This is a genomic window from Gaetbulibacter sp. M240, from assembly GCF_043876815.1.
Taxonomy (GTDB): domain Bacteria; phylum Bacteroidota; class Bacteroidia; order Flavobacteriales; family Flavobacteriaceae; genus Gaetbulibacter_A.
In genome coordinates this window covers 242,422-262,133 of record NZ_JBAWKA010000001.1, presented here as the reverse complement: position 1 = coordinate 262,133, position 19,712 = coordinate 242,422, and the positions used below count along the sequence as shown (strand labels likewise).

The 19,712-nt window shown below is 37.4% G+C and carries 18 protein-coding genes; 6 read left to right on the top strand and 12 right to left on the bottom strand.

The features are described from left to right. Position 1: 1 nt before the first annotated feature. On the top strand, positions 2-2,077 hold the full coding sequence (locus V8G61_RS01170; protein WP_394873593.1) for a sulfatase-like hydrolase/transferase: 2,076 nt from the start codon (positions 2-4) through the stop codon (positions 2,075-2,077). A 78-nt stretch (positions 2,078-2,155) separates the two neighbouring features. On the opposite strand, the gene rpmA is transcribed toward V8G61_RS01170, so the two are convergent. The 3 genes from rpmA to V8G61_RS01155 form a co-directional block, all read right to left on the bottom strand. Continuing rightward, positions 2,156-2,416 (bottom strand): 50S ribosomal protein L27, encoded by a 261-nt coding sequence (gene rpmA / locus V8G61_RS01165; RefSeq protein WP_394873592.1) that lies wholly within the window; start codon positions 2,414-2,416, stop codon positions 2,156-2,158. 25 nt (positions 2,417-2,441) lie between these two features. Then, on the bottom strand, positions 2,442-3,008 hold the full coding sequence (gene rplU / locus V8G61_RS01160; RefSeq protein WP_394873591.1) for a 50S ribosomal protein L21: 567 nt from the start codon (positions 3,006-3,008) through the stop codon (positions 2,442-2,444). A gap of 80 nt (positions 3,009-3,088) precedes the next feature. After that, a complete protein-coding gene (locus V8G61_RS01155) occupies positions 3,089-3,538 on the bottom strand; it encodes a DUF4199 domain-containing protein (protein ID WP_394873590.1) in 450 nt (149 codons plus the stop codon). Between the two features lie 163 nt (positions 3,539-3,701). Here V8G61_RS01155 and V8G61_RS01150 point away from each other — a divergent pair, with 163 nt between their 5' ends. Further along, on the top strand, positions 3,702-4,106 hold the full coding sequence (locus tag V8G61_RS01150; protein WP_394873589.1) for a heavy-metal-associated domain-containing protein: 405 nt from the start codon (positions 3,702-3,704) through the stop codon (positions 4,104-4,106). A 5-nt stretch (positions 4,107-4,111) separates the two neighbouring features. On the opposite strand, the gene gldD is transcribed toward V8G61_RS01150, so the two are convergent. The 4 genes from gldD to mutY form a co-directional block, all read right to left on the bottom strand. Beyond that, positions 4,112-4,696, bottom strand: a complete 585-nt coding sequence (gene gldD / locus V8G61_RS01145; protein ID WP_394873588.1) for a gliding motility lipoprotein GldD — start codon at positions 4,694-4,696, stop codon at positions 4,112-4,114. Continuing rightward, entirely contained in the window at positions 4,693-5,997 is a 1,305-nt protein-coding gene (locus tag V8G61_RS01140; protein ID WP_394873587.1) for a gliding motility-associated protein GldE, read from the bottom strand. Before V8G61_RS01140 ends, gldD begins: the two co-directional genes overlap by 4 nt. Positions 5,998-6,023: 26 nt before the next feature. Then, positions 6,024-6,482, bottom strand: a complete 459-nt coding sequence (locus V8G61_RS01135; RefSeq protein ID WP_394873586.1) for a single-stranded DNA-binding protein — start codon at positions 6,480-6,482, stop codon at positions 6,024-6,026. 88 nt (positions 6,483-6,570) lie between these two features. Continuing rightward, on the bottom strand, positions 6,571-7,611 hold the full coding sequence (gene mutY / locus V8G61_RS01130) for an A/G-specific adenine glycosylase (RefSeq protein ID WP_394873585.1): 1,041 nt from the start codon (positions 7,609-7,611) through the stop codon (positions 6,571-6,573). Positions 7,612-7,752: 141 nt separating this feature from the next. Between mutY and V8G61_RS01125 the strand changes: the two genes are divergently transcribed. Both V8G61_RS01125 and V8G61_RS01120 read left to right on the top strand, forming a co-directional pair. After that, positions 7,753-8,043, top strand: a complete 291-nt coding sequence (locus tag V8G61_RS01125) for an HU family DNA-binding protein (protein WP_344739666.1) — start codon at positions 7,753-7,755, stop codon at positions 8,041-8,043. 322 nt (positions 8,044-8,365) lie between these two features. After that, positions 8,366-9,910, top strand: a complete 1,545-nt coding sequence (locus tag V8G61_RS01120) for an Rne/Rng family ribonuclease (RefSeq protein WP_394873584.1) — start codon at positions 8,366-8,368, stop codon at positions 9,908-9,910. Positions 9,911-10,198: 288 nt separating this feature from the next. On the opposite strand, the gene V8G61_RS01115 is transcribed toward V8G61_RS01120, so the two are convergent. The 4 genes from V8G61_RS01115 to V8G61_RS01100 form a co-directional block, all read right to left on the bottom strand. Then, a complete protein-coding gene (locus V8G61_RS01115) occupies positions 10,199-11,095 on the bottom strand; it encodes a neutral zinc metallopeptidase (protein WP_394873583.1) in 897 nt (298 codons plus the stop codon). A gap of 301 nt (positions 11,096-11,396) precedes the next feature. Beyond that, the gene (locus tag V8G61_RS01110) at positions 11,397-12,431 is read right to left on the bottom strand and encodes an aldo/keto reductase (protein ID WP_394873582.1); all 1,035 of its coding nucleotides are present in this window, start codon (positions 12,429-12,431) and stop codon (positions 11,397-11,399) included. Between the two features lie 194 nt (positions 12,432-12,625). Beyond that, positions 12,626-13,582, bottom strand: coding sequence for an OmpA family protein (locus V8G61_RS01105; protein ID WP_394873581.1), 957 nt, complete (start codon positions 13,580-13,582; stop codon positions 12,626-12,628). A gap of 23 nt (positions 13,583-13,605) precedes the next feature. Further along, the gene (locus tag V8G61_RS01100) at positions 13,606-14,367 is read right to left on the bottom strand and encodes an exodeoxyribonuclease III (protein WP_394873580.1); all 762 of its coding nucleotides are present in this window, start codon (positions 14,365-14,367) and stop codon (positions 13,606-13,608) included. Between the two features lie 255 nt (positions 14,368-14,622). Here V8G61_RS01100 and V8G61_RS01095 point away from each other — a divergent pair, with 255 nt between their 5' ends. Next, positions 14,623-18,045, top strand: a complete 3,423-nt coding sequence (locus tag V8G61_RS01095) for a hypothetical protein (protein WP_394873579.1) — start codon at positions 14,623-14,625, stop codon at positions 18,043-18,045. Here the strand turns inward: V8G61_RS01095 and V8G61_RS01090 are convergent. Then, the gene (locus V8G61_RS01090) at positions 18,029-18,961 is read right to left on the bottom strand and encodes a M28 family peptidase (protein ID WP_394873578.1); all 933 of its coding nucleotides are present in this window, start codon (positions 18,959-18,961) and stop codon (positions 18,029-18,031) included. The two genes, V8G61_RS01095 and V8G61_RS01090, sit on opposite strands and share 17 nt — an antisense overlap. Before the next feature lie 567 nt (positions 18,962-19,528). Between V8G61_RS01090 and V8G61_RS01085 the strand changes: the two genes are divergently transcribed. Then, positions 19,529-19,711: a hypothetical protein gene (locus V8G61_RS01085; protein WP_394873577.1), complete on the top strand. Its 183-nt coding sequence runs from the start codon at positions 19,529-19,531 to the stop codon at positions 19,709-19,711. The last annotated feature ends 1 nt before the right edge of the window (position 19,712 follow it).

The following is a 19,712-nucleotide window of genomic DNA, read 5'->3' as shown; positions in this document are numbered from 1 at the left end:
TATGCATTTCTCAAGATCCCTTTTTATTCTGTGTTTTCTCTGCTCATCTTTAGGTTTGAGCCAAAATAACGAGTCAGATCAAAAAGAACAACCTAATATCATCTTCATTTTAACCGATGATCTAGGCTATGGCGACTTGGGAATTCTTTTCCAAAACCAAAGACAGATTACCTACGGCTCAGCAGAACCTCGCATGCAAACACCAAATTTGGACACCATGGCGAAGGAAGGTATGCTGCTTACCCATCATTATGCAGCAGCACCTGTTTGTGCCCCCTCTCGAGCTTCCTTGCTCAGCGGGCTGAGTCAGGGTCACGCCAATGTGCGCGACAATCAATTCGACAAGGCCCTTGCTGATAATCATACCTTGGGTACTGTCCTTCAAAATGCCGGTTACAAAACAGCCGTCATTGGGAAATGGGGATTACAAGGTGATAATCGCTGGTCTGAAAATGGCCATACCTGGCCGGGGAAACCTGCAAATCGTGGTTTTGATTATTTCTTCGGTTACATGCGTCATGTTGACGGCCATGAACATTACCCGAAAGAGAAATTATATCGTAATGTTGGCCAGGTTTTGGAGAACGATACCGATATCACCGAAACTACTGATAAATGTTATACTACCGACCTTTGGACAGCCAAAGCCAAACAGTGGATTAAACAGCAAACAGAAACCGATGATAAACCCTTTTTTATGTTTTTGGCCTACGATACGCCTCACGCCGTTTTGGAATTGCCTACTCAGGCATATCCGCAAGGCGGTGGTTTAAACGGTGGTTTACAATGGCTGGGAGAACCCGGTCAACTTATAAATACGGCTTCAGGAACTCCGGATTCCTGGATGCATCCTGATTATGCCAATGCTACCTATTCCCCGAAAGGAAAAATAACCCCATGGCCAGACACCTATAAACGCTATGCAACTTCCGTAAGGCGTATTGATAGTGCCGTAGGAGATCTTATCCAATTACTTAAGGACCTTAAAATAGATCATAATACACTAATCGTTTTTACCTCTGATAATGGCCCTTCAAGAGAATCGTACTTACCAAAAAATTACGTCAATAGTACCCCTGATTTTTTCGATAGTTTTGGGCCATTTAATGGTATCAAACGTGATCTTTTAGAAGGTGGCATCCGCATGCCGCTTATTGCACGATGGCCAGAACACATACCACAAAATAGCGTAAACGATACGCCCTCTATTTCATATGACTGGCTGCCAACCTTTTCAGAACTAGCCGGATTACCAGCCCCGGCAAATAGCGATGGAACATCTCTAGTTCCAACACTTACAGGTGAAGGTCACCAAAGCCCTGGCAATATTTACATAGAATACTTTCAAAAAGGAAAAACACCAAAATACACTGATTTTATCCCACAACACCAAGGGCGTTCTAGAAATAACATGCAGATGGTTCGACATCATAATTATGTGGGATTACGCTATGATATCAGTGACCCAAATGCGGATTTTGAAATTTATAACATAACCAAAGACACCTATCAAACCGATAATCTGGCGAAGGAATCGGGCATGGATACCCTTCAAAATAGGTTCAAAACAAAGGTTCTGCAAATGCGTCGTCAAAACCTAACTGCGCCACGACCTTACGATAGCCTTCCTGTTCCCGGAACAAAACTGCTAAATCCAAAAATAGGTTTACGCTGGCTGGGATTCTCAGGCAGCTATCCATGGCTTCCAAATTTGTCTGTTTTAAAACCGGAAACAAGTGGTGTAACAACAGCTATAAAGGATTTCGATTTCTCAGCAATCCCGGAAGACTATTATTTACTGGAGGGCTTCATAAAGATTCCGGAAACAGGATCGTATACGTTTACTTTTAGCGCTTCCGAAAAAGCCTTAATCCGTTTGCAAGATGCGATATTGGTAGATGCTGATTTTGGCTACCAATTCAACACCAAAAAAACAGAATCAATGCTGCTTCAAAAAGGGTTTCACCCTATTCGTATTTACATTCAGAATAAGGAAAGAGCTCAAAAACCGATTCAGTTAGAATGGCATAAATTGGGTTATGAAACAAAAGAACCTGTCATATTCTATATAGAATAGAATCAAAACAAACCTAAAATTAAAAAACCCTTTCTGAATATCAGAAAGGGTTTTTTATAAATTTAAAACGTAATTTTCTTAAGCTTCGAAAGGCTCGATAGAAACATACGATTTGTTATCTTTTTTCTTACTAAATTTTACGATGCCATCAACTTGTGCATGTAAGGTATGGTCTTTAGAAGAATATACGTTCTCACCTGGGTGATGTGTATTTCCACGTTGTCTTACAATAATGTTTCCTGCTACGGCAGCCTGACCACCAAAGATCTTAACGCCTAGTCGTTTCGATTCTGATTCTCTACCGTTTTTCGAACTTCCGACTCCTTTTTTGTGTGCCATTTTATTTCGATTTTATATTTTAATATTAACTTAAAGCAGCTATTAATTCGGCTTTCTTCATTGAAGAATATCCCTCAAGTCCCTTTTCTTTAGCCATTTCTTTTAACTGTACAACAGTAAATGAGCTAAGGTCTTGCGATTCTTTAGCCTGTTCAGCTTTAGCTTTGGTCTCTACTTTTTTAGTTTCGGTTTTCTTGGCTTCTGTTTTAGTCGCCTCAGATTTCTTAGCTGCTGGTGTTTCAGATTTTTTAGCTTTAGCCGGTTCGGCTTTTTTAGCTCCTGAAGCAACGATGCTTTCGATCTGGATTTCAGATAAAGACGGTCTAAAACCGTTTTTCACACGGTAACCTTTACGTCTTTTCTTTTTGAAAACTATCACTTTATCTCCTTTAAAGTGTTTTAAGACTTTTGCTCCTACTTGAGCTCCGTCTATAGCTGGGGCGCCTACAGTTACTTTGTCTCCATCGCTTAAAAGAAGTACGTTGTCAAAAGACACCTTATTACCTTCTTCCGTTTGCAAACGATTGACAAAAACCTTTTGGTCTTTTTCAACTTTGAATTGTTGCCCTGCTATCTCTACAATTGCGTACATAGCGTAACGTTTTTTTAAATTATTTTACTCAAAAATGAGTGCAAATATACTGCTAAATAATTAATCTACAAACGTTTTATTTACTTTGATGACATATTATTGCTGTTTTTAAATAATTGCATGACCGTTAGTGTTGAAACCACCGTGGTAGCAAAGCCCATAATGGCTACAATAAAGGTAACGAGGCCCACGTCAATATTAAAATTTCGCTTTACAGTTTGAAGTAATTGATCAACAAATAAGTCATTGACCTCTGTGGAGTACACCAGAAAGAATAACGTAAAGACTACGGTAGCAACAAAACCTGTTATAATCCCATTTTTAAATCCTTCGCCATAGTTAAAGGTTGCCGGACTTTTAATTTTTGATATGTAGATTACCTCGTAAATACCAAAGGCAGTAATGGCCGCATTGAAAAAGCTATATACGGGATTCGTGCTCTTTCCGAACAAATCCAAAAGCAAGAAATAAGCTATTAATACAATTCCGGTAATAAAACCATACCGAATGGGAAGGGAAATATTTTTCATGGGTCGTTATTTATTTTAGTTTTATTAGTTATTATGTCTCTTAAATTAAGAAATAACTAGGAATGATATAATAAAAAAATCATAAAATTTATTTATCGCCCCTTTGGAAAGGTCAATATTTAATAGTTTTATAAACTGTTTATTAATTAATAAATCCTCTGAAATGACATCCTTAAAAATCTTTATTTGTGCTACTTCAATTTTGTTTGGCGCCACCAGCTGTAAGCAAAAAGTAGCTCCCGAGACCAAAACCATCGATAATCAGGTGGTGGTTGAAGACTCTGAAAGAGCAAAAATTGAAAACCCAAACACTCATTTCACGAAAGCTGAGTTTACGATTAGCGGTATGACCTGCGCTATGGGTTGTGCAGCCACCATTCAAAAGCAATTATCAAAAATTAAAGGTGTAAAATCTGCTAAAGTTAATTTTGAAAAAGAATTGGCTTTGGTAGAATACGATGATGCTCAGGTAAATCCTGAATTACTTACTAACGCCGTTACCGGTGTTTCAAAAGAATATCAGGTGAGTGACATGAAAATGGTTGACACCTTATTAGAGGAGGAATAAATAATTTATTTCCACTTTAAGGTTTCCATAAGGTGGCGCATATCTTTTTGGATATAAGAGGCTGCCGGAAGGATGGAATCGTAATTTGGTCTTGTTTGAAAATACAAAGAACCCGTTAAAAAATGCTCCGTACTGTCTGTTACATAAAATTGTGCTGGAGAAGCAACATTACCCTTAACCACTGATAGCATCCCGTATACGCGTTGCTTCCTGTTTTCGTATGGATAGGCCGGGATCTCATCGGCCATTTTAGTATGCTCAAAGGTAAATTTTTGAGCATCGCGTAAAAAGTCATTTAAATTTTTCTGGTCGTTCTCGATCGCCTTATAGGTTAAAAAAACAGTTCCTTTCAAGTCGGGGTAATTTAAGTTAATTCCATAACTTAAGTTATCAGAGTTCAATTGTTTTAAGATCAACGGATCTGCGATGATATTTTTGTCAAAACTAAAAGGCAGATCGTATTTAATGGTTTGATATTTTGGCGCGGGATAATCCAGTCGAAGATATGCTTTAGGCTTTGGTGTGTAATCATTATGACAGGCTATAAGAAACAAGCCTATAAAGATGAAAAGTAAGCTATTTTTTTTCATTGGTTTATAGTAAATTTTATAAGCTTGATGCGCTTTTTATCTAAGGCTTCTATCGTAAACAGATAATTTTCAAAGGTGATTTTACTATTTAATTTTGGAAAGCTACCGGAAATTTCCAGAACAAAACCGGCTAAAGTCTCTGCTTCACCTTTATGTGCTTCAAAAACCGAATCATCTTCAATTTTAATGATTTTGTAAAAATCCTTTAAAGCTGTTTTACCCTCAAAAACATAATTATTGTGATCAATTTTAGAATACATTAGGTCTTCATCATCAAACTCATCACTAATATCCCCCACAATTTCTTCAATAATATCTTCCAAAGAAATCAAACCTGAGGTCCCTCCGTATTCATCAACCACAACAGCCAAATGCACTTTTTTCTCTTGAAATTCAGCCATCAGGTCATCAAGTTTTTTATTTTCAGGTACAAAAAATGCTTCACGTAACAAACTCGTCCAATCAAATTGTTTCCGATCAATATAGGGCAATAGATCCTTAACATAAAGAATCCCCTTAACATTATCTATATTTTCCTGATAGACCGGAATTCGTGAATAGCCATTAGCAATAATTTCTGGAATAATTTCACTGTATTTCTGATCGACATTCAAAGCAAAAATATCAATTCTGGGCCGCATAACCTGTTTGGTATCCGTATTTCCAAAGGATACTATACCTTGAAGGATCTTGTGTTCCTCCATTGTGGTGTCTTCCTCACTGGTTAACTCCAAGGCCTGCGATAATTGATCCACGCTTAAATTTGATTTTTGTTTTCCTAATTTATTGTGAATCGCCAAGGTGGTACTTCGCATAGGTAGGCTAACAGGTGATAATAAAAGGTCCAACACACGGAGCGGATAAGCCATAAAAAGTGAAAACTTCAAATTGTTTCGGCTAGCATAAATTTTAGGTAATATTTCACCAAAAAGTAATATGAGGAAGGTTACAATAATAACCTCAACAACAAACTTTAAAACCGGAGTTAGGCCAGAAAAAAAGTGTTCTCCAATGTATGAGAACAAAATTACAATAGCAATATTGATAAAATTATTGGCTACTAATATGGTGGCTAATAGTTTTTTTGGCCGTTCCAAAAGCTTTGTTATTATCTCGACCCGTTTGGATGGTTTTTCAGAACCCGAATCCAGGTCTGAACGATGCAGAGAAAAAAGTGCTACCTCAGCACCAGAAATCAATGCAGAGCAAAACAGTAGTATCACGACTAATATGACACCAAAAGCAATTGAAAAATCAATTGAAAAAAATAACGCTTTAAAACTCGAAGGGTCAGGGTCCAACTAATTTGGTTTTAATTTAACTTAGTTTAAAACGGTAAATCGTCGTCTGTATCATCAGGTGAAGCGACAGGAGCTTCTGGTTTGGTTTCGGATTGAACTCCAGCTGAGCTCGGAGCTGAACTTACCTGGGCATTGGCATCACTCTCACTTTTAGTAGATAAGAACGTAAAATCCGTACACTGGATTTCGGTAGAATATCGATCATTGCCGCTATCGTCTTGCCATTTTCTAGTTTTTAAACGCCCCTCTATATATACTTTATCCCCTTTACTCAAATACTTTTCACAAATTTCGGCGCCTTTATTACGCACCACAATATTGTGCCATTCTGTATTTGTAACACGTTCATTGGTTTGCTTGTTCGTATAGGTTTCGTTAGTTGCTAAAGGAAAACGTCCTACACAACCGCCACCTTCAAAATAGTGCATTTTCACTTCATCACCTAAATGCCCTATGAGCATTACTTTATTTAATGTACCAGACATAATCTTCTCTATTTATTGAATTGCAAAACTACGGTATTGCTTTGCATTTTTTTAAAATTAATAAAAAAATGTGAGTGTTGATAGTAAACTAATTAAAATTAAAGGCTTCAATAAAATTCTGAATTAACACAGGCACAGCATAATCCCGTATGGATTTGGCACGAATGCCATTTTCGAGGGTGTTAACCTGCACAATATAAAAAGTGGTATACAAATGCTGGTGCGACAATTTATGAATTATAGGGTCCTCATTATAGCGCCGCAGATCAAAATTTTGAGTCTTTATTAAAGGATGCGTACTAACCAGAGTTGCAAAAGCCTTTTGATTCAGGTTTTTTTCTGTTTCAATGAGCGGGAACTGATACAGATTTTGCCAAATCCCCTTGCCTGTTCGTTTTTCGAGATAGGTTTTTCCATCATCAGAAATAACAACCAAAAAATTAAAAAACTTCTTTTTAGGCTTGGCAGCTTTAAGTTTAACCGGCAAACTATCAATTCTGTTTTCACCAAAAGCTACACAGCTTTCGTTAAGTGGGCATTGTGCGCAACCCGGGCTTTTAGGAGTACACTGAATGGCTCCAAATTCCATGATAGCCTGATTGTAATCAGCGGGTTGTTTGGCGTCCATCACGCGTTGTGCAAGCGCTTTAAATGTTTTTATCCCTTCAGTAGAATTAATAGGAGTATCGATGCCGTAATAACGCGACAAAACCCGATATACATTCCCATCAACAACGGCTGTGGCTTCATTAAAACAAATGGAGGCAATGGCGCTGGCGGTGTAATCACCTACTCCTTTTAATTTTAGGAGATCCTTGTAGTTTGATGGAAATTCACCATCCAATTCCTGTACGATATATTTAGCGGCTGTATGCAAATTTCTGGCTCTAGAGTAATATCCAAGTCCTTGCCAAAGTTTCAAAACGGTACTTTCATCGGCCTTGGCCAAATCATAAACGCTAGGGAAAGTTGCAACAAAAGCCTCATAATAAGGCCAGCCTTGGCTTACCTGAGTTTGTTGTAAAATAATTTCGGAGAGCCATATTTTATACGGATCCTTGGTTTCACGCCATGGCAAATATCGCTTATTAATTGAATACCAACGTGTTATAATTTCTGAAAAGATCATGAATATTGCAAAAGCTTAAGTGAAAATTAATGTTTATAATCTTAAATTTTAATGAATTAGGTTTGAAATATTGAATATTAAATTCCTATATTTGCATCCCTTTAGAAAATTAATAGTAACTCAAAATTAAAAATTTTAAAAATGACTAAGGCTGATCTAGTAGCAAAAATTTCTGAAAAATTAGGAATCGAAAAAGGTGATGTTCAAGCAACTGTTGAAACATTCATGGAAGAAGTTAAAACCTCATTAGAAGGAGGCGACAACGTTTATTTAAGAGGTTTTGGAAGCTTTATTGTAAAAACAAGAGCTGAAAAAACAGGACGTAACATCTCAAAGAACACAACTATTAAAATTCCTGCTCATAACATTCCGGCATTTAAACCTGCGAAAGTATTTGTTGAAGGTGTAAAAACGAATGTTGAAGTAAAATAACGCATTCAAAGAAATATTAATTATATAAAATACACTATTTATGCCAAGCGGTAAAAAACGTAAAAGACATAAGGTAGCGACCCACAAGCGAAAAAAACGTCGTCGCGCTAATCGTCACAAAAAGAAAAAATAGATCAAAAAAGTAGTTTCTATAACTACTTTTTTGGTTTAAGAGTACAAACGTTCATTGAAATGAGTTCATAACCGTTATGAACTCCACGGATTTAAAAAATCCTGTGATGTTTAGCAGGTTTTCTTGCTAAACAAAAATATTGTTTAATCCATCTGTCGCGCCTTAGCGTGATGGATAAAAATTAACTACATGGAAAGAGAGTTAATAATTCGATCTAGTTCCGAAGAAGTTGATTTTGCCTTATTAAAAGATGGAAAACTAACTGAGTTGCAAAAGGATGAAGATGGTAACAGATTTTCTGTTGGTGATGTGTTTATAGCCAAAATACGGAAAACTGTTCCTGGACTGAATGCTGCATTTGTTAATGTAGGTTATGAGAAAGATGCATTTCTGCATTACCATGATTTAGGACCAAAACTACCTTCCCTTTTAAAATTCACAAAACGTGTAAGCACAGGTAAACTAAAAGATTTTTCTTTAAAAAACTTCCCATTTGAAAAAGACATTGATAAAAACGGCAAAATTGCCGATGTTTTAAAATCAAATCAGTCTCTATTGGTACAAATAGTAAAAGAACCGATCTCCACCAAAGGTCCCAGAATTAGTTCTGAGATCTCTATTGCCGGAAGATACATTGTTTTGGTTCCGTTTTCGAATCGCATTTCTATATCACAAAAAATAGAAGACCGCGATGAGAAGGACCGTCTAAAACGATTAGTAAAAAGTATTACACCGCAGGGGTTTGGTATTATTGTTCGTACCGTAGCACAAGGCAAAAAAGTAGCTGAACTAGATAAAGATTTACAGAATTTGCTTAGTCGTTGGACGGCAATGTGTAAAAAGCTACACCGAGCACATCATCCGAGTAAAGTACTTGGTGAAATGAATAAAGCCTCGTCATATTTACGAGATATATTCAACGACACCTTTACAAGTATTTATGTTGATGATGAAGAGCTCAGCATTCAAATTAAAGATTATTTGCAAGAAATTGCACCAAAAAAAGAATCCATAGTTAAGTTGTATCAGTCAAATGTTCCTATTTTTGAAAAATTTGGGATAGAACGACAAATAAAAACCTCATTTGGAAGAACCGTTTCCATGGCAAAAGGCGCATACCTGGTAATTGAACACACCGAAGCCCTTCATGTTATAGATGTAAACAGCGGTAACCGGTCTAACAAATCTAACAACCAAGAGGAAACAGCGCTGGAAGTTAATTTAATAGCTGCTACAGAATTAGCGCGCCAATTGCGTTTACGCGATATGGGCGGTATTATTGTGGTAGATTTTATTGATATGACCAGAGCAGACAACAGGCAAAAATTGTTTAATCACCTACGTGATGAAATGAAGGATGACAGGGCAAAACATAAAATTTTGCCGCCAAGCAAGTTCGGCTTGATACAAATTACTAGACAGCGTGTTCGTCCGGAAATGAATATTAAAACCCGCGAGGTAGACCCTAGCGGTGTTATTGGTTCCGAGATCGAAGCACCTATTGGCGTCGTGCAGAAAATAACGCACGACCTCGAACAACTTATTAAAAAAGACTATAAAAAGATGACCTTAAACACACATCCCTTTATAGCAGCCTTCTTAACAAAAGGCTTTCCATCTGTACGTTCAAAATGGTTTATTGAACACAAAAAATGGGTAAAGATTTTACCACGAGATGCTTACACATACCTTGAATATCATTTTTTCGATAAAAATGGTAAACAACTTAAATAACGAAAACCCTTTCTAATTTTTTAGAAGGGGTTTTTTATTTTAAGATTCTTCAGTCACTACGTTCCTTCTGAATGACAACCTAATTTCAAATATCTTTTGGACGTTCCCCTTCCTGCGTCGGGGTCGGGCTATCCGCTACAAGTCCTCGCGCAAGCGCTGTGGGCTTTCCACTACTATCCCTAACGCAAGACCGTAATTGCGAGCAAAGCGAAGCAATCTTTAAAATTGAAACAGAACTCTTGTTAAAAAGATTACCACGTCGTTCCACCCCTCGTAATGACAATCAATTTACAATGGATTTGCATTAAAAGTATCCCCTTGTGACAGATCCCCAGTCTCAAAACCTTTCTTAAACCAACGCATCCTTTGGGCAGACGTACCATGGGTGAAAGAGTCCGGAACAATACGCCCCGAAGATTGTTTTTGTAAACGATCGTCGCCTATGGCCCTAGCTGCATTTATAGCTTCCTCCAGATCTCCCGTTTCCATCATTTGAGTCATCTCCTGTGAATAATGTGCCCAAACCCCGGCCAGAAAATCGGCCTGAAGTTCCAATCGAACCGAGTATTTATTATATTCTGTTTTACTAAGCTCACCTCGCAATTGATCCATTTTATCAGTGATCCCCATTATGTTTTGAATATGATGTCCTACTTCATGGGCAATCACATAGGCCTGAGCGAAATCTCCCGGAGCCTGCAATTGCCGTTCCATATCATCGAAAAAACTAAGATCCAGATATAATTTTTCATCCCCTGGACAATAAAAAGGTCCCATAGCACTCGATGCTGAACCACAGGCTGAGGATACAGAACCGCTGAAAAGCACTAAAGTGGGTTCGCGATAATTCTTCAACAACTTGTGCCAGACATCTTCAGTATTGGCCAAGATAGTAGCCGAAAACTGGGCGAGTTCTTCGTCCTTAGCCGTCGATTTATAAGGCGTTTTAGACTCCGTTTGCACACCACCATTTAGGAACTGACCAATAAGTGTTAAGGGGTTTTTACCCATGATCAGGGAAACGAGTAAAAAGCCACCGATTAAAAACAGACCTACTTTTGAAAAAAGGAGTTTTAACAACGGCCGTAACAAGTTAGGATTAAATCCGCCTGGTCCCCGGCCCGGGCCCCGTTGTCCGCGACGATCTTCAACATTAGAACTTTTCCTTCTACCTTTCCATTTCATATGTTTATTCGGGGTTTAAATTTTAGTTTTTGCTTTTCCAATTTACACATTATTTTGATAGGTTGCGGATTAATACCTTCACTAGAATGATGAATTTAATATCATTCAGAGGAAGCTTAAAGGGGAAGAATCCCGTATGATTGAAATAGATTCTTCAGTCACTACGTTCCTTCTGAATGACCATTAGGAAGCGTCACTGCGAGCATTCCGAATATATTCGGAGTCTAAGCAATCTGTTAAATTTAATTACTTCATTTCCTAAGATTACCATGTCGCTCTGCTCCCCGTAATGCCGAAATATTCAAGGTGCCGGATTTGGAATTGCCTCTTGCACCGCATCAATATCCTTTAAAACAGATTCGCTTAAAGTTATATTTACAGAATCAATGTTTTCTTTTAATTGTTCAACAGTGGTTGCCCCAATGATATTACTGGTTACAAAAGGGCGTTGGTTTACAAAAGCTAAACTCATTTGAGCTAAACTCATGCCATTGGATTCAGCAATCTCTAAATACCTTTTTGTGGCCTCAGTGGATTGTGAACTGCTATACCTAGCAAACCGTGGAAATAATTTTAAACGCGCATTATCAGTGGCAGTACCCTTAATATATTTTCCGGATAATACACCGAAGGCCATCGGTGAATAGGCCAATAAACCAATATTTTCCCTCATCGCTACCTCGGCCAGATCTCCCTCAAAAGTACGATTCAACAAGGAATAGGAATTCTGAATGGTTTTCATCCGGGGTAAATCGTAGTGTTTTGACTCCTCCAAAAAACGCATCGTTCCCCAAGCTTTTTCATTTGAAATACCAACATGGCGTATTTTACCGGCTTTTATTTGTTTGTCTAAATCACGCAAAACTTTATTAAAATTATCCTCCCAAGCATCACTTGGATCGTGTTTGTAATTACGCTGACCAAAAGTATTTGTTAAACGTTCCGGCCAATGTAACTGGAACAAATCAATGTAATCCGTTTGAAGGCGTTTTAACTCTTTATCTACGGCATCTTCTATGGAGGCAAAACCATCCGTTCGAATATGAGAAATGTAATCGCTGTTGCGACCCACAATTTTACTAGCAATAATAACCTTATCGCGGTTTCCGGTTTTCTTTAACCAGGTCCCGATAATTTCGCTAGTGCGTCCTTGTGTTTCGGGACTGGCTGGAACGGGATATAATTCAGCGGTATCAAAAAAATTAACGCCTTGATCTAAGGCATAATCCATTTGGGCATGCCCCTCAGATTCAGTGTTTTGGTTTCCCCAGGTCATAGTGCCCAGGCATATTTTACTTACTTTGATATCCGTGTGTGGAATGGTGGTGTATTTCATATTCTAATGTTTCTTTTTCTTTTTAGCTTTTTTTTGAACGTTTGTAAAGATAAAAAACCTTTTAGTGAATTTCTTCGCTAAAAGGTTTTTATGCGTTAGGGATAGTAGTGGAAAGCCCACAGCGCGGAGCGCGCGGACTTGTAGCGGATAGCCCGACAAGCTCACTTTTTAGCGAGCGAAGTAACGCCCAAATATTATTTGTCGGTAAGCAGCTTGCTCAATTCATCTAGCTTTGGTGCAAGGATCACCTCGATTCGACGGTTCTTGGCGCGACCTTCGGTAGTCTCATTAGTAGCTACTGGAGCGTATTCACCACGACCAGCAGCCGTTAAATTCTCAGGATTAATATAGGGGTTTTCGCGTAAAATATTTACAATCGAGGTAGCGCGCTTGGTAGACAGATCCCAGTTACTGTTAAGAATACCATTGCCCTTATAAGGCACATTATCGGTATGTCCCTCTATGAGTACGGCAATTTCCGGATTGTCGGCCAAAACATTACCCAACTGCTCTACGGCACGGCGACCTTCACTATTTACGGCCCAGCTTCCGGAATCGAAAAGCAACTTGTTCTCCATAGAAACATAAACTTTTCCATTGCGTTGCTCTACTGTTAACCCTTTTCCTTCAAAGTCTGTTAGGGCCTTGGAAATGGCATCTTTTAAAGCCGTCATAGCAGCATCTTTTTTGGCAATCACAGCTTCGAGTTCTGCCACACGGTTTGAGCGTTCTTCCAGGGCATTTTTAAGATTTTCAAGACGTGTTCTTTCTGCTGCCAAAGCTTGTTCCTTAGCTTCAAGGCTGGCTAACAATTCTCGGTTTTTTTGAGAATTTGCAGCGATGGCTGCAGAGCTATTCTTTTCGAGCGCATCATAGGATGCTTTTAAATTATCGTAATTAGAACTTAAAGCGTTGTATTGCATTTGAAGTTTATCGCGTTGCGCGATGGCTTCATCATAAGCTCCCTGTAATTGCTTCAATTCGTTTTCAGAAGCATTTTTAGCTTGATTAAGGACATCGATCTCATCGGATAGTTTCCGGTTTTCCTGCTTTAAATCGGCATACTTTTTTTCTAAATCTTTATACACTTTTGGAGATACACAAGAGGTTAGAACGACTAAAGCGAGGGCTAAAAAAGATAGATTTTTCATGTTGTTTGTGTTTGTTTTTGATATTATTTTTTGAGCTCGACCATAATCGGACAGTGGTCACTGTGAACGGCTTCCGAAAGTATAACGGCTCTTTTAATATTTTCTTGTATGGGGTTGGCTACCATGGCATAATCAATGCGCCAGCCCTTATTATTGGCTCTGGCATTGGCCCTGTAACTCCACCAGCTGTACTCTTGTTTTTCGGGGTGTAGAAAGCGAAACGAATCGGTAAATCCGCTATCGATAAACTCCCCGATCCATTCGCGTTCTTCCGGTAAATATCCGGAAACACCTTTCATTTTGGGGTTATGGATATCAATAGGTTCGTGGCAAATGTTATAATCGCCACAGATAACTAAATTGGGAATGTCTTTTTTTAATTTATCAACGTACTCCTGAAACATGTCCATATAATCGAACTTGTGTTGCAAACGGGCATCATTGGTTCCTGAGGGCAGGTATAAACTCATTACAGAAAAGTTTTCATAATCGGCTCGGATGTTTCGGCCTTCCTTGTCCATGGAATCAATTCCTGTGCCATACTCAACATGTTTCGGTTTTATTTTACTTAAAATAGCAACGCCACTATAGCCTTTTTTTTCGGCACTGAACCAATAGGTGTATTTGTATCCCGCCTCCTCAAAAAGACTCAAATCCAATTGTTCCCTTAAGGCTTTTATTTCCTGTAAACAAACAACATCGGGGTTTGCCGCTTTTAACCATTCTATAAATCCTTTATTTATGGCCGCTCTAATGCCATTTACATTGTAAGATATAATTTTCATTTAAGATACTTTCTGTTTTTAAATATATTGGTTAGTGTCGACTAATATAGTCTGTTTCAGCTAAAATAATTAATGCGTTACATTTACACCATAAATTAAGCGGATTTATCAAAAATATATACGTGCCATTTTATACATTTAGTTGCCACGAATTCGGAATGTATTACTGCTAAAATTGAGATCACCTTTTTAATGATTGCAAATGAGGCCGGTTTTAAACATAATATTTTAAACGATTTTCAGTTTAACTATCACATGAAATATATAAGCGCCTTACTTATTGGTTTTATTGGGTTTTATGCATTCTCGCAAGAGCCTGTTTCCAATTATAAAACGCTTAAAACGGCTGTTCAAGATAGTATTCAGATTGAGAAAGTGAGTATTAATTCTAATTGGTTTTCTGTGAAAGATCTTTCAGGACAAGCTGTAGATTCCAGTTTATATACCATTGATTTTTTAAAGGCTTTATTAGTTTTTAAACAGAAACCTGATACCGACTCTATTCGGGTTCAATATTTAAAATTCCCCGACTTTCTAACCAAGACCTATAAACAATTGGATGAATCGGTGATTGTTGAGAACAATGCCAACCTCAATAAATTGTATTCACTATCACAACCTAATACCACAAGTAACTTTGTCCCCTTCGATGGTTTAACCACCTCGGGAAGTATTTCACGTGGGGTCACTATAGGGAATAATCAAAACTCTGTTCTGAACAGTGAACTCGATCTTCAAATTACCGGAAAATTAAATGATAAGGTCTCCCTTCGGGCTTCCATTCAGGATGCTAATATTCCACTCCAGGAAAGTGGCTATTCGCAGCGTCTCGATGAGTTCGATCAGGTATTTATTGAATTATTCAGTGAAAAATGGAACATTCGGGCCGGCGATATAGACCTTCAAAATAACAACAGTTATTTCATGAATTTTTCCAAACGCGTTCAAGGCCTATTGGTAAATGCGAATCTTGGAAGTGAAAGTTCAAAAACCCGGCTTTTCGCCTCGGGCGCTATGGTTAGGGGTCAGTTCACCTCGAGTCAGTTTACCGCTCAGGAAGGGAATCAGGGACCATACAAATTGCAAGGACCAAACGGCGAATTATATGTGCTGATAGTGTCGGGCAGTGAAACTGTTTATGTAAATGGTGTGCCTTTACAACGTGGTGAAGACAAAGATTATATTATCGATTACAATGCCGGTGAAATTATTTTTAATGCCACATATCCTATCACTTCCGAAATGCGAATTACTGTAGATTATCAGTATAGTGAACGTAATTATTCGCGCTTTGTAACTTATGCCGGAGGTGAGCTCAATTCAGAAAAACTGAGCTTTGGTGTTTCGGTGTATTCCGAAAATGATGCTAAAAATCAAGCTTTGCAGCAGAACCTTTCTGATTCTCAGATCGGGGTTTTAGCCAATGCCGGCGACGACGAAAGTTTAATGTTGGCCCCCTCTGAAGTTCTTGAGAATTATTCAGAGAACAGGATCTTATATAAAAAAGAACTCATTGACGGCGTTGAAGTTTTTGTGTTTTCTAACAATCCGGACGACGAATTGTATCGTGTTACCTTTACGCAGGTTGGTGCTAATCAAGGGGACTATGTTTTAAGTAATTCAAACACCATTAATAATATTTATGAATACGCAGGCTTGAATCAAGGTAACTTCGCTCCGGTGATAAAACTGGTGGCTCCTAAAAAATTACAAATAGCCAATATACGAGGCCTTTATACCCCTAATGAAAGAACCAAAATTAGTTTTGATGGTGCTGGAAGCAAAAGTGATCTTAACCTTTTTTCCAATTTGGACGACGCCAATAATGATGGCTTCGCCGGAAAAATAAGTATTGAAAAACAACTCGTGAAAAAAGATAGCCTTTGGAATTTAGATGCCTTTGTGACCACCGATTTTATCGATAAAGATTTTAGAACGATACAAATTCTGTACAACGCCGAATTTAACAGGGATTGGAATTTAAATCTGTCCAGAGCACCACAGGCCCTCGGTGAGCTAGGGAATCAAACCTTTTTTAAATCGGGAATGCGGATGCATCATCATGAAAAAGGCTATTTGAATTATCAGTTCGAACATCTCAACTATTCTGAAGGATTTAATGGAAATCGGCAGCTTTTGAACACCGATTTACGATTGAACCATTTTCAAATAAACTCGTTTTCCAGCTATTTAAAAACAAATTCTATACTTACAACCTCGAGTTTTTTACGATCACATAATCGTTTGGCTTATAGTTTTAAGAAAAGCTGGGTTGGGACGAAACTAGCCGTGGAACATAATGAACAAAAAGTGATTGCAAACGACAGCCTAACACCGATAAGTCAAAAATTTTCTTCTTACGAACTTTTTTATGGCATTGGCGATAGCACGAAAGTTTTTGCTCAGGTTGGTTATAAAAACCGTGTGAACGATAGTATTCGCAATAATCGTTTACAGCGTGTTAACCGCTCGAACACGTTTTATATTAATTCTCAATTAATTCAAAATACCAAAACCAAATTAATGGTGTTCGCGAATTATCGACAACTTAATTACCACGAAACCGGCATTCCCAATGAACGTTCTTTAAATTCACGCCTGTTATTCAGTCAAAATTTCTTTAAAAATATCCTGCTTTGGAATACGGTTTATGAAACAAATTCCGGAACCTTACCGCGCCAGGATTTTACCTATGTGGAAGTGGAAGCCGGACAGGGGGCATACACCTGGATCGATTATAACGGAAATAATATTCAGGAACTAGAAGAGTTTGAGCTTGCCCAATTTCAGGACCAAGGAAAATATATCCGGGTATTATTACCGAATCGTGTGTTTATAAAAACCCATCAAAACAGACTGAGCCAAACACTTACACTGAACCCGAGTTCGTGGGCCGTGAGTAAGAATAAATCACAGAAATTTTTGTCTCATTTTTATAATCAAAGCAGTTATTTGATCGATCGTAAAATAGAGCGTCAAGGGAATACCTTTAATTTAAACCCCTTTGTTTCAGATGTTGATAATCTTCTTGGGCTCCAATTGAATTTTAGAAATGTTTTATTTTTTAATCGTGGAAAACAAAATTACACAACATCGTATACCTTGATCAATAATCAAACACGACGTGTGTTGTCTATTGGGGCCATTACCACGAGTTTAAATAGTCACCAATTCAATTTCAACCATAAAATTTCAGGGAATTGGTTAATCAATATACTGAGCGCCTTTGGGACAAATGAAAGTACCAGTGAAAACTTTGCCAATCGCAGTTTTAATTTTAACGAGGCCCTATTTAATCCAAAGTTGTCCTATTTATTTAACGACAACTCCCGTTTTGATGTATTCTTTCAACAATCATCAAAAGATAATACCATCGGAAATCTAGAAGCCTTACAACAACAGAAATACGGGATGTCATTTTCATTTGCTGATCCTAAAACCGGCGCTATTAATGGCGAGTTAAACTATTTTTCAAACGCGTTTACTGGCAATGCCAATACACCTGTTGCCTACCAAATACTTGAAGGCCTACAGCCAGGAAAAAACTTTACCTGGAGTTTATTAGCACAGAAAAAGCTAACGGATTTTTTGGATCTGAATTTGAGTTATTTCGGCAGGAAAACACCAACAAGTAAAACCATCCATACAGGATCTGTACAACTTAAAGCCTATTTTTAAAGGAAATATTATCCACCCTTTTAGTAACCTCAATAATGGTATTTACGGCTTGAGTATAAAACGCAGGTTGTATTTTTATATAATCGTCTGTTGGTTGATGATAATCTTCATGGTCTTCCACACCAAAATAAAGAAAGGGAATGCCCTTTTTAAAGAAAGGTCCATGATCTGAGGAATAAACCCAATTATCCAGTCCGTCGTAACCATCGTGACCTGGTGTGAGTTTAATTTCATCATTAAAATGATAGCCCACGATATTTTCTTTTAATTGTTCGTTTGATCTGGATCCAACGACAAAAAGTTCGTTATTAACACTTCTACTTATCATATCCATATTAATATTCAAAACAATATTTTGTTCTTCCACTACAGGGTTTTTTACGAAGTAATTAGATCCTTGCAAATCCAATTCTTCGCCATCGAAACATGCAAGAATAATGGAATGTTTTAGCGGGTGATCAAAAAAATATTTAGCCATTACAAGCAATGCGCTGGTGCCCGAGGCGTTATCATCAGCACCATTGTATATATTCCCGTATTTTACACCTTCATGATCGTAATGAGCACTTATTACAATGTATTTATTTTTATAAGTAGTACCCTGAATGACTCCTAAAACATTGGTTCCTTTATAGCTCTTCCCTTTATGGTCAAAAAAAAATGTTTGCTCGTAGGTCTCTTTTTTTAAGGCCCTAATTCCCGTTTTGTTAAAAGTATTGATTAAATAATTTTTAGCTTTAATACCACCCTTTGTACCGGTGCGACGCCCTTGAAAAGCGTCTGAAGATAAATTTTGGATATTTCGAAGAAGTTCCTGCGGATTAAAATAGTCAGAATGAATTTTGGGTGATCCTTTTTGTGCTGAAACACTTAAACATAAACTAAAAAGGAGGTAATACAAAAAGTTTCTCAGCATGCAGTCAAAATTACGAATGGAATAAATATACAATTTAAAAATTGAAGTTTTATGCGGTAAAAACAAATCAAAGCTGTAAAAAGTATTAAAATGAAAAATGGAGTTTGAGCATTATTGATTATTCCGAATGTTGGACCGGTGGAAACTCACCAATATTAATTCTTTCAAAAAAACCTAAGTTAAATAAAAGAGCTTTATGGTTTTCAATATAACCAGCTAGGTTAGTTTACAATTATTTCATTTTTGCTATTAATTAAAGTTTCGTTTTACTAAAAAGTAAGATAAAAACAGCTGGTTTGAGACAGATCAAATAGTATTATAATTATTTTGAAAGAAAATAATTATTTATTGTACGAATTTATGGAATTTATTTATATATTCGCTTCAGAGAAAGATTACATTTTTCAAAACCACCTATCGCAATCCTATTAATTAGGTTGCAAACCACCTTCAAAATATATAAACCATCAAAATTAACCGATAATTCCGGTTGATCATTTGGTATGGCTATTCGAAATGATTTAACCTTAGATAAAACAGAATAGTCTAACTTAAATTTAAATACTTATGAAAGCATTGAAATCAAACAAAATGGAAAAAATTGATTTAGATTCAGTGAAAAAATTTGAAATTGAAGAATTAGAAGAAAGATTAGAAATGACTACTTCTAAAGGTGATGGAGAATGGTCGACAGAGGATACAAATAATGATGGTCGGGACGAAACGATACAGTATTCATGGGATTGGTAAA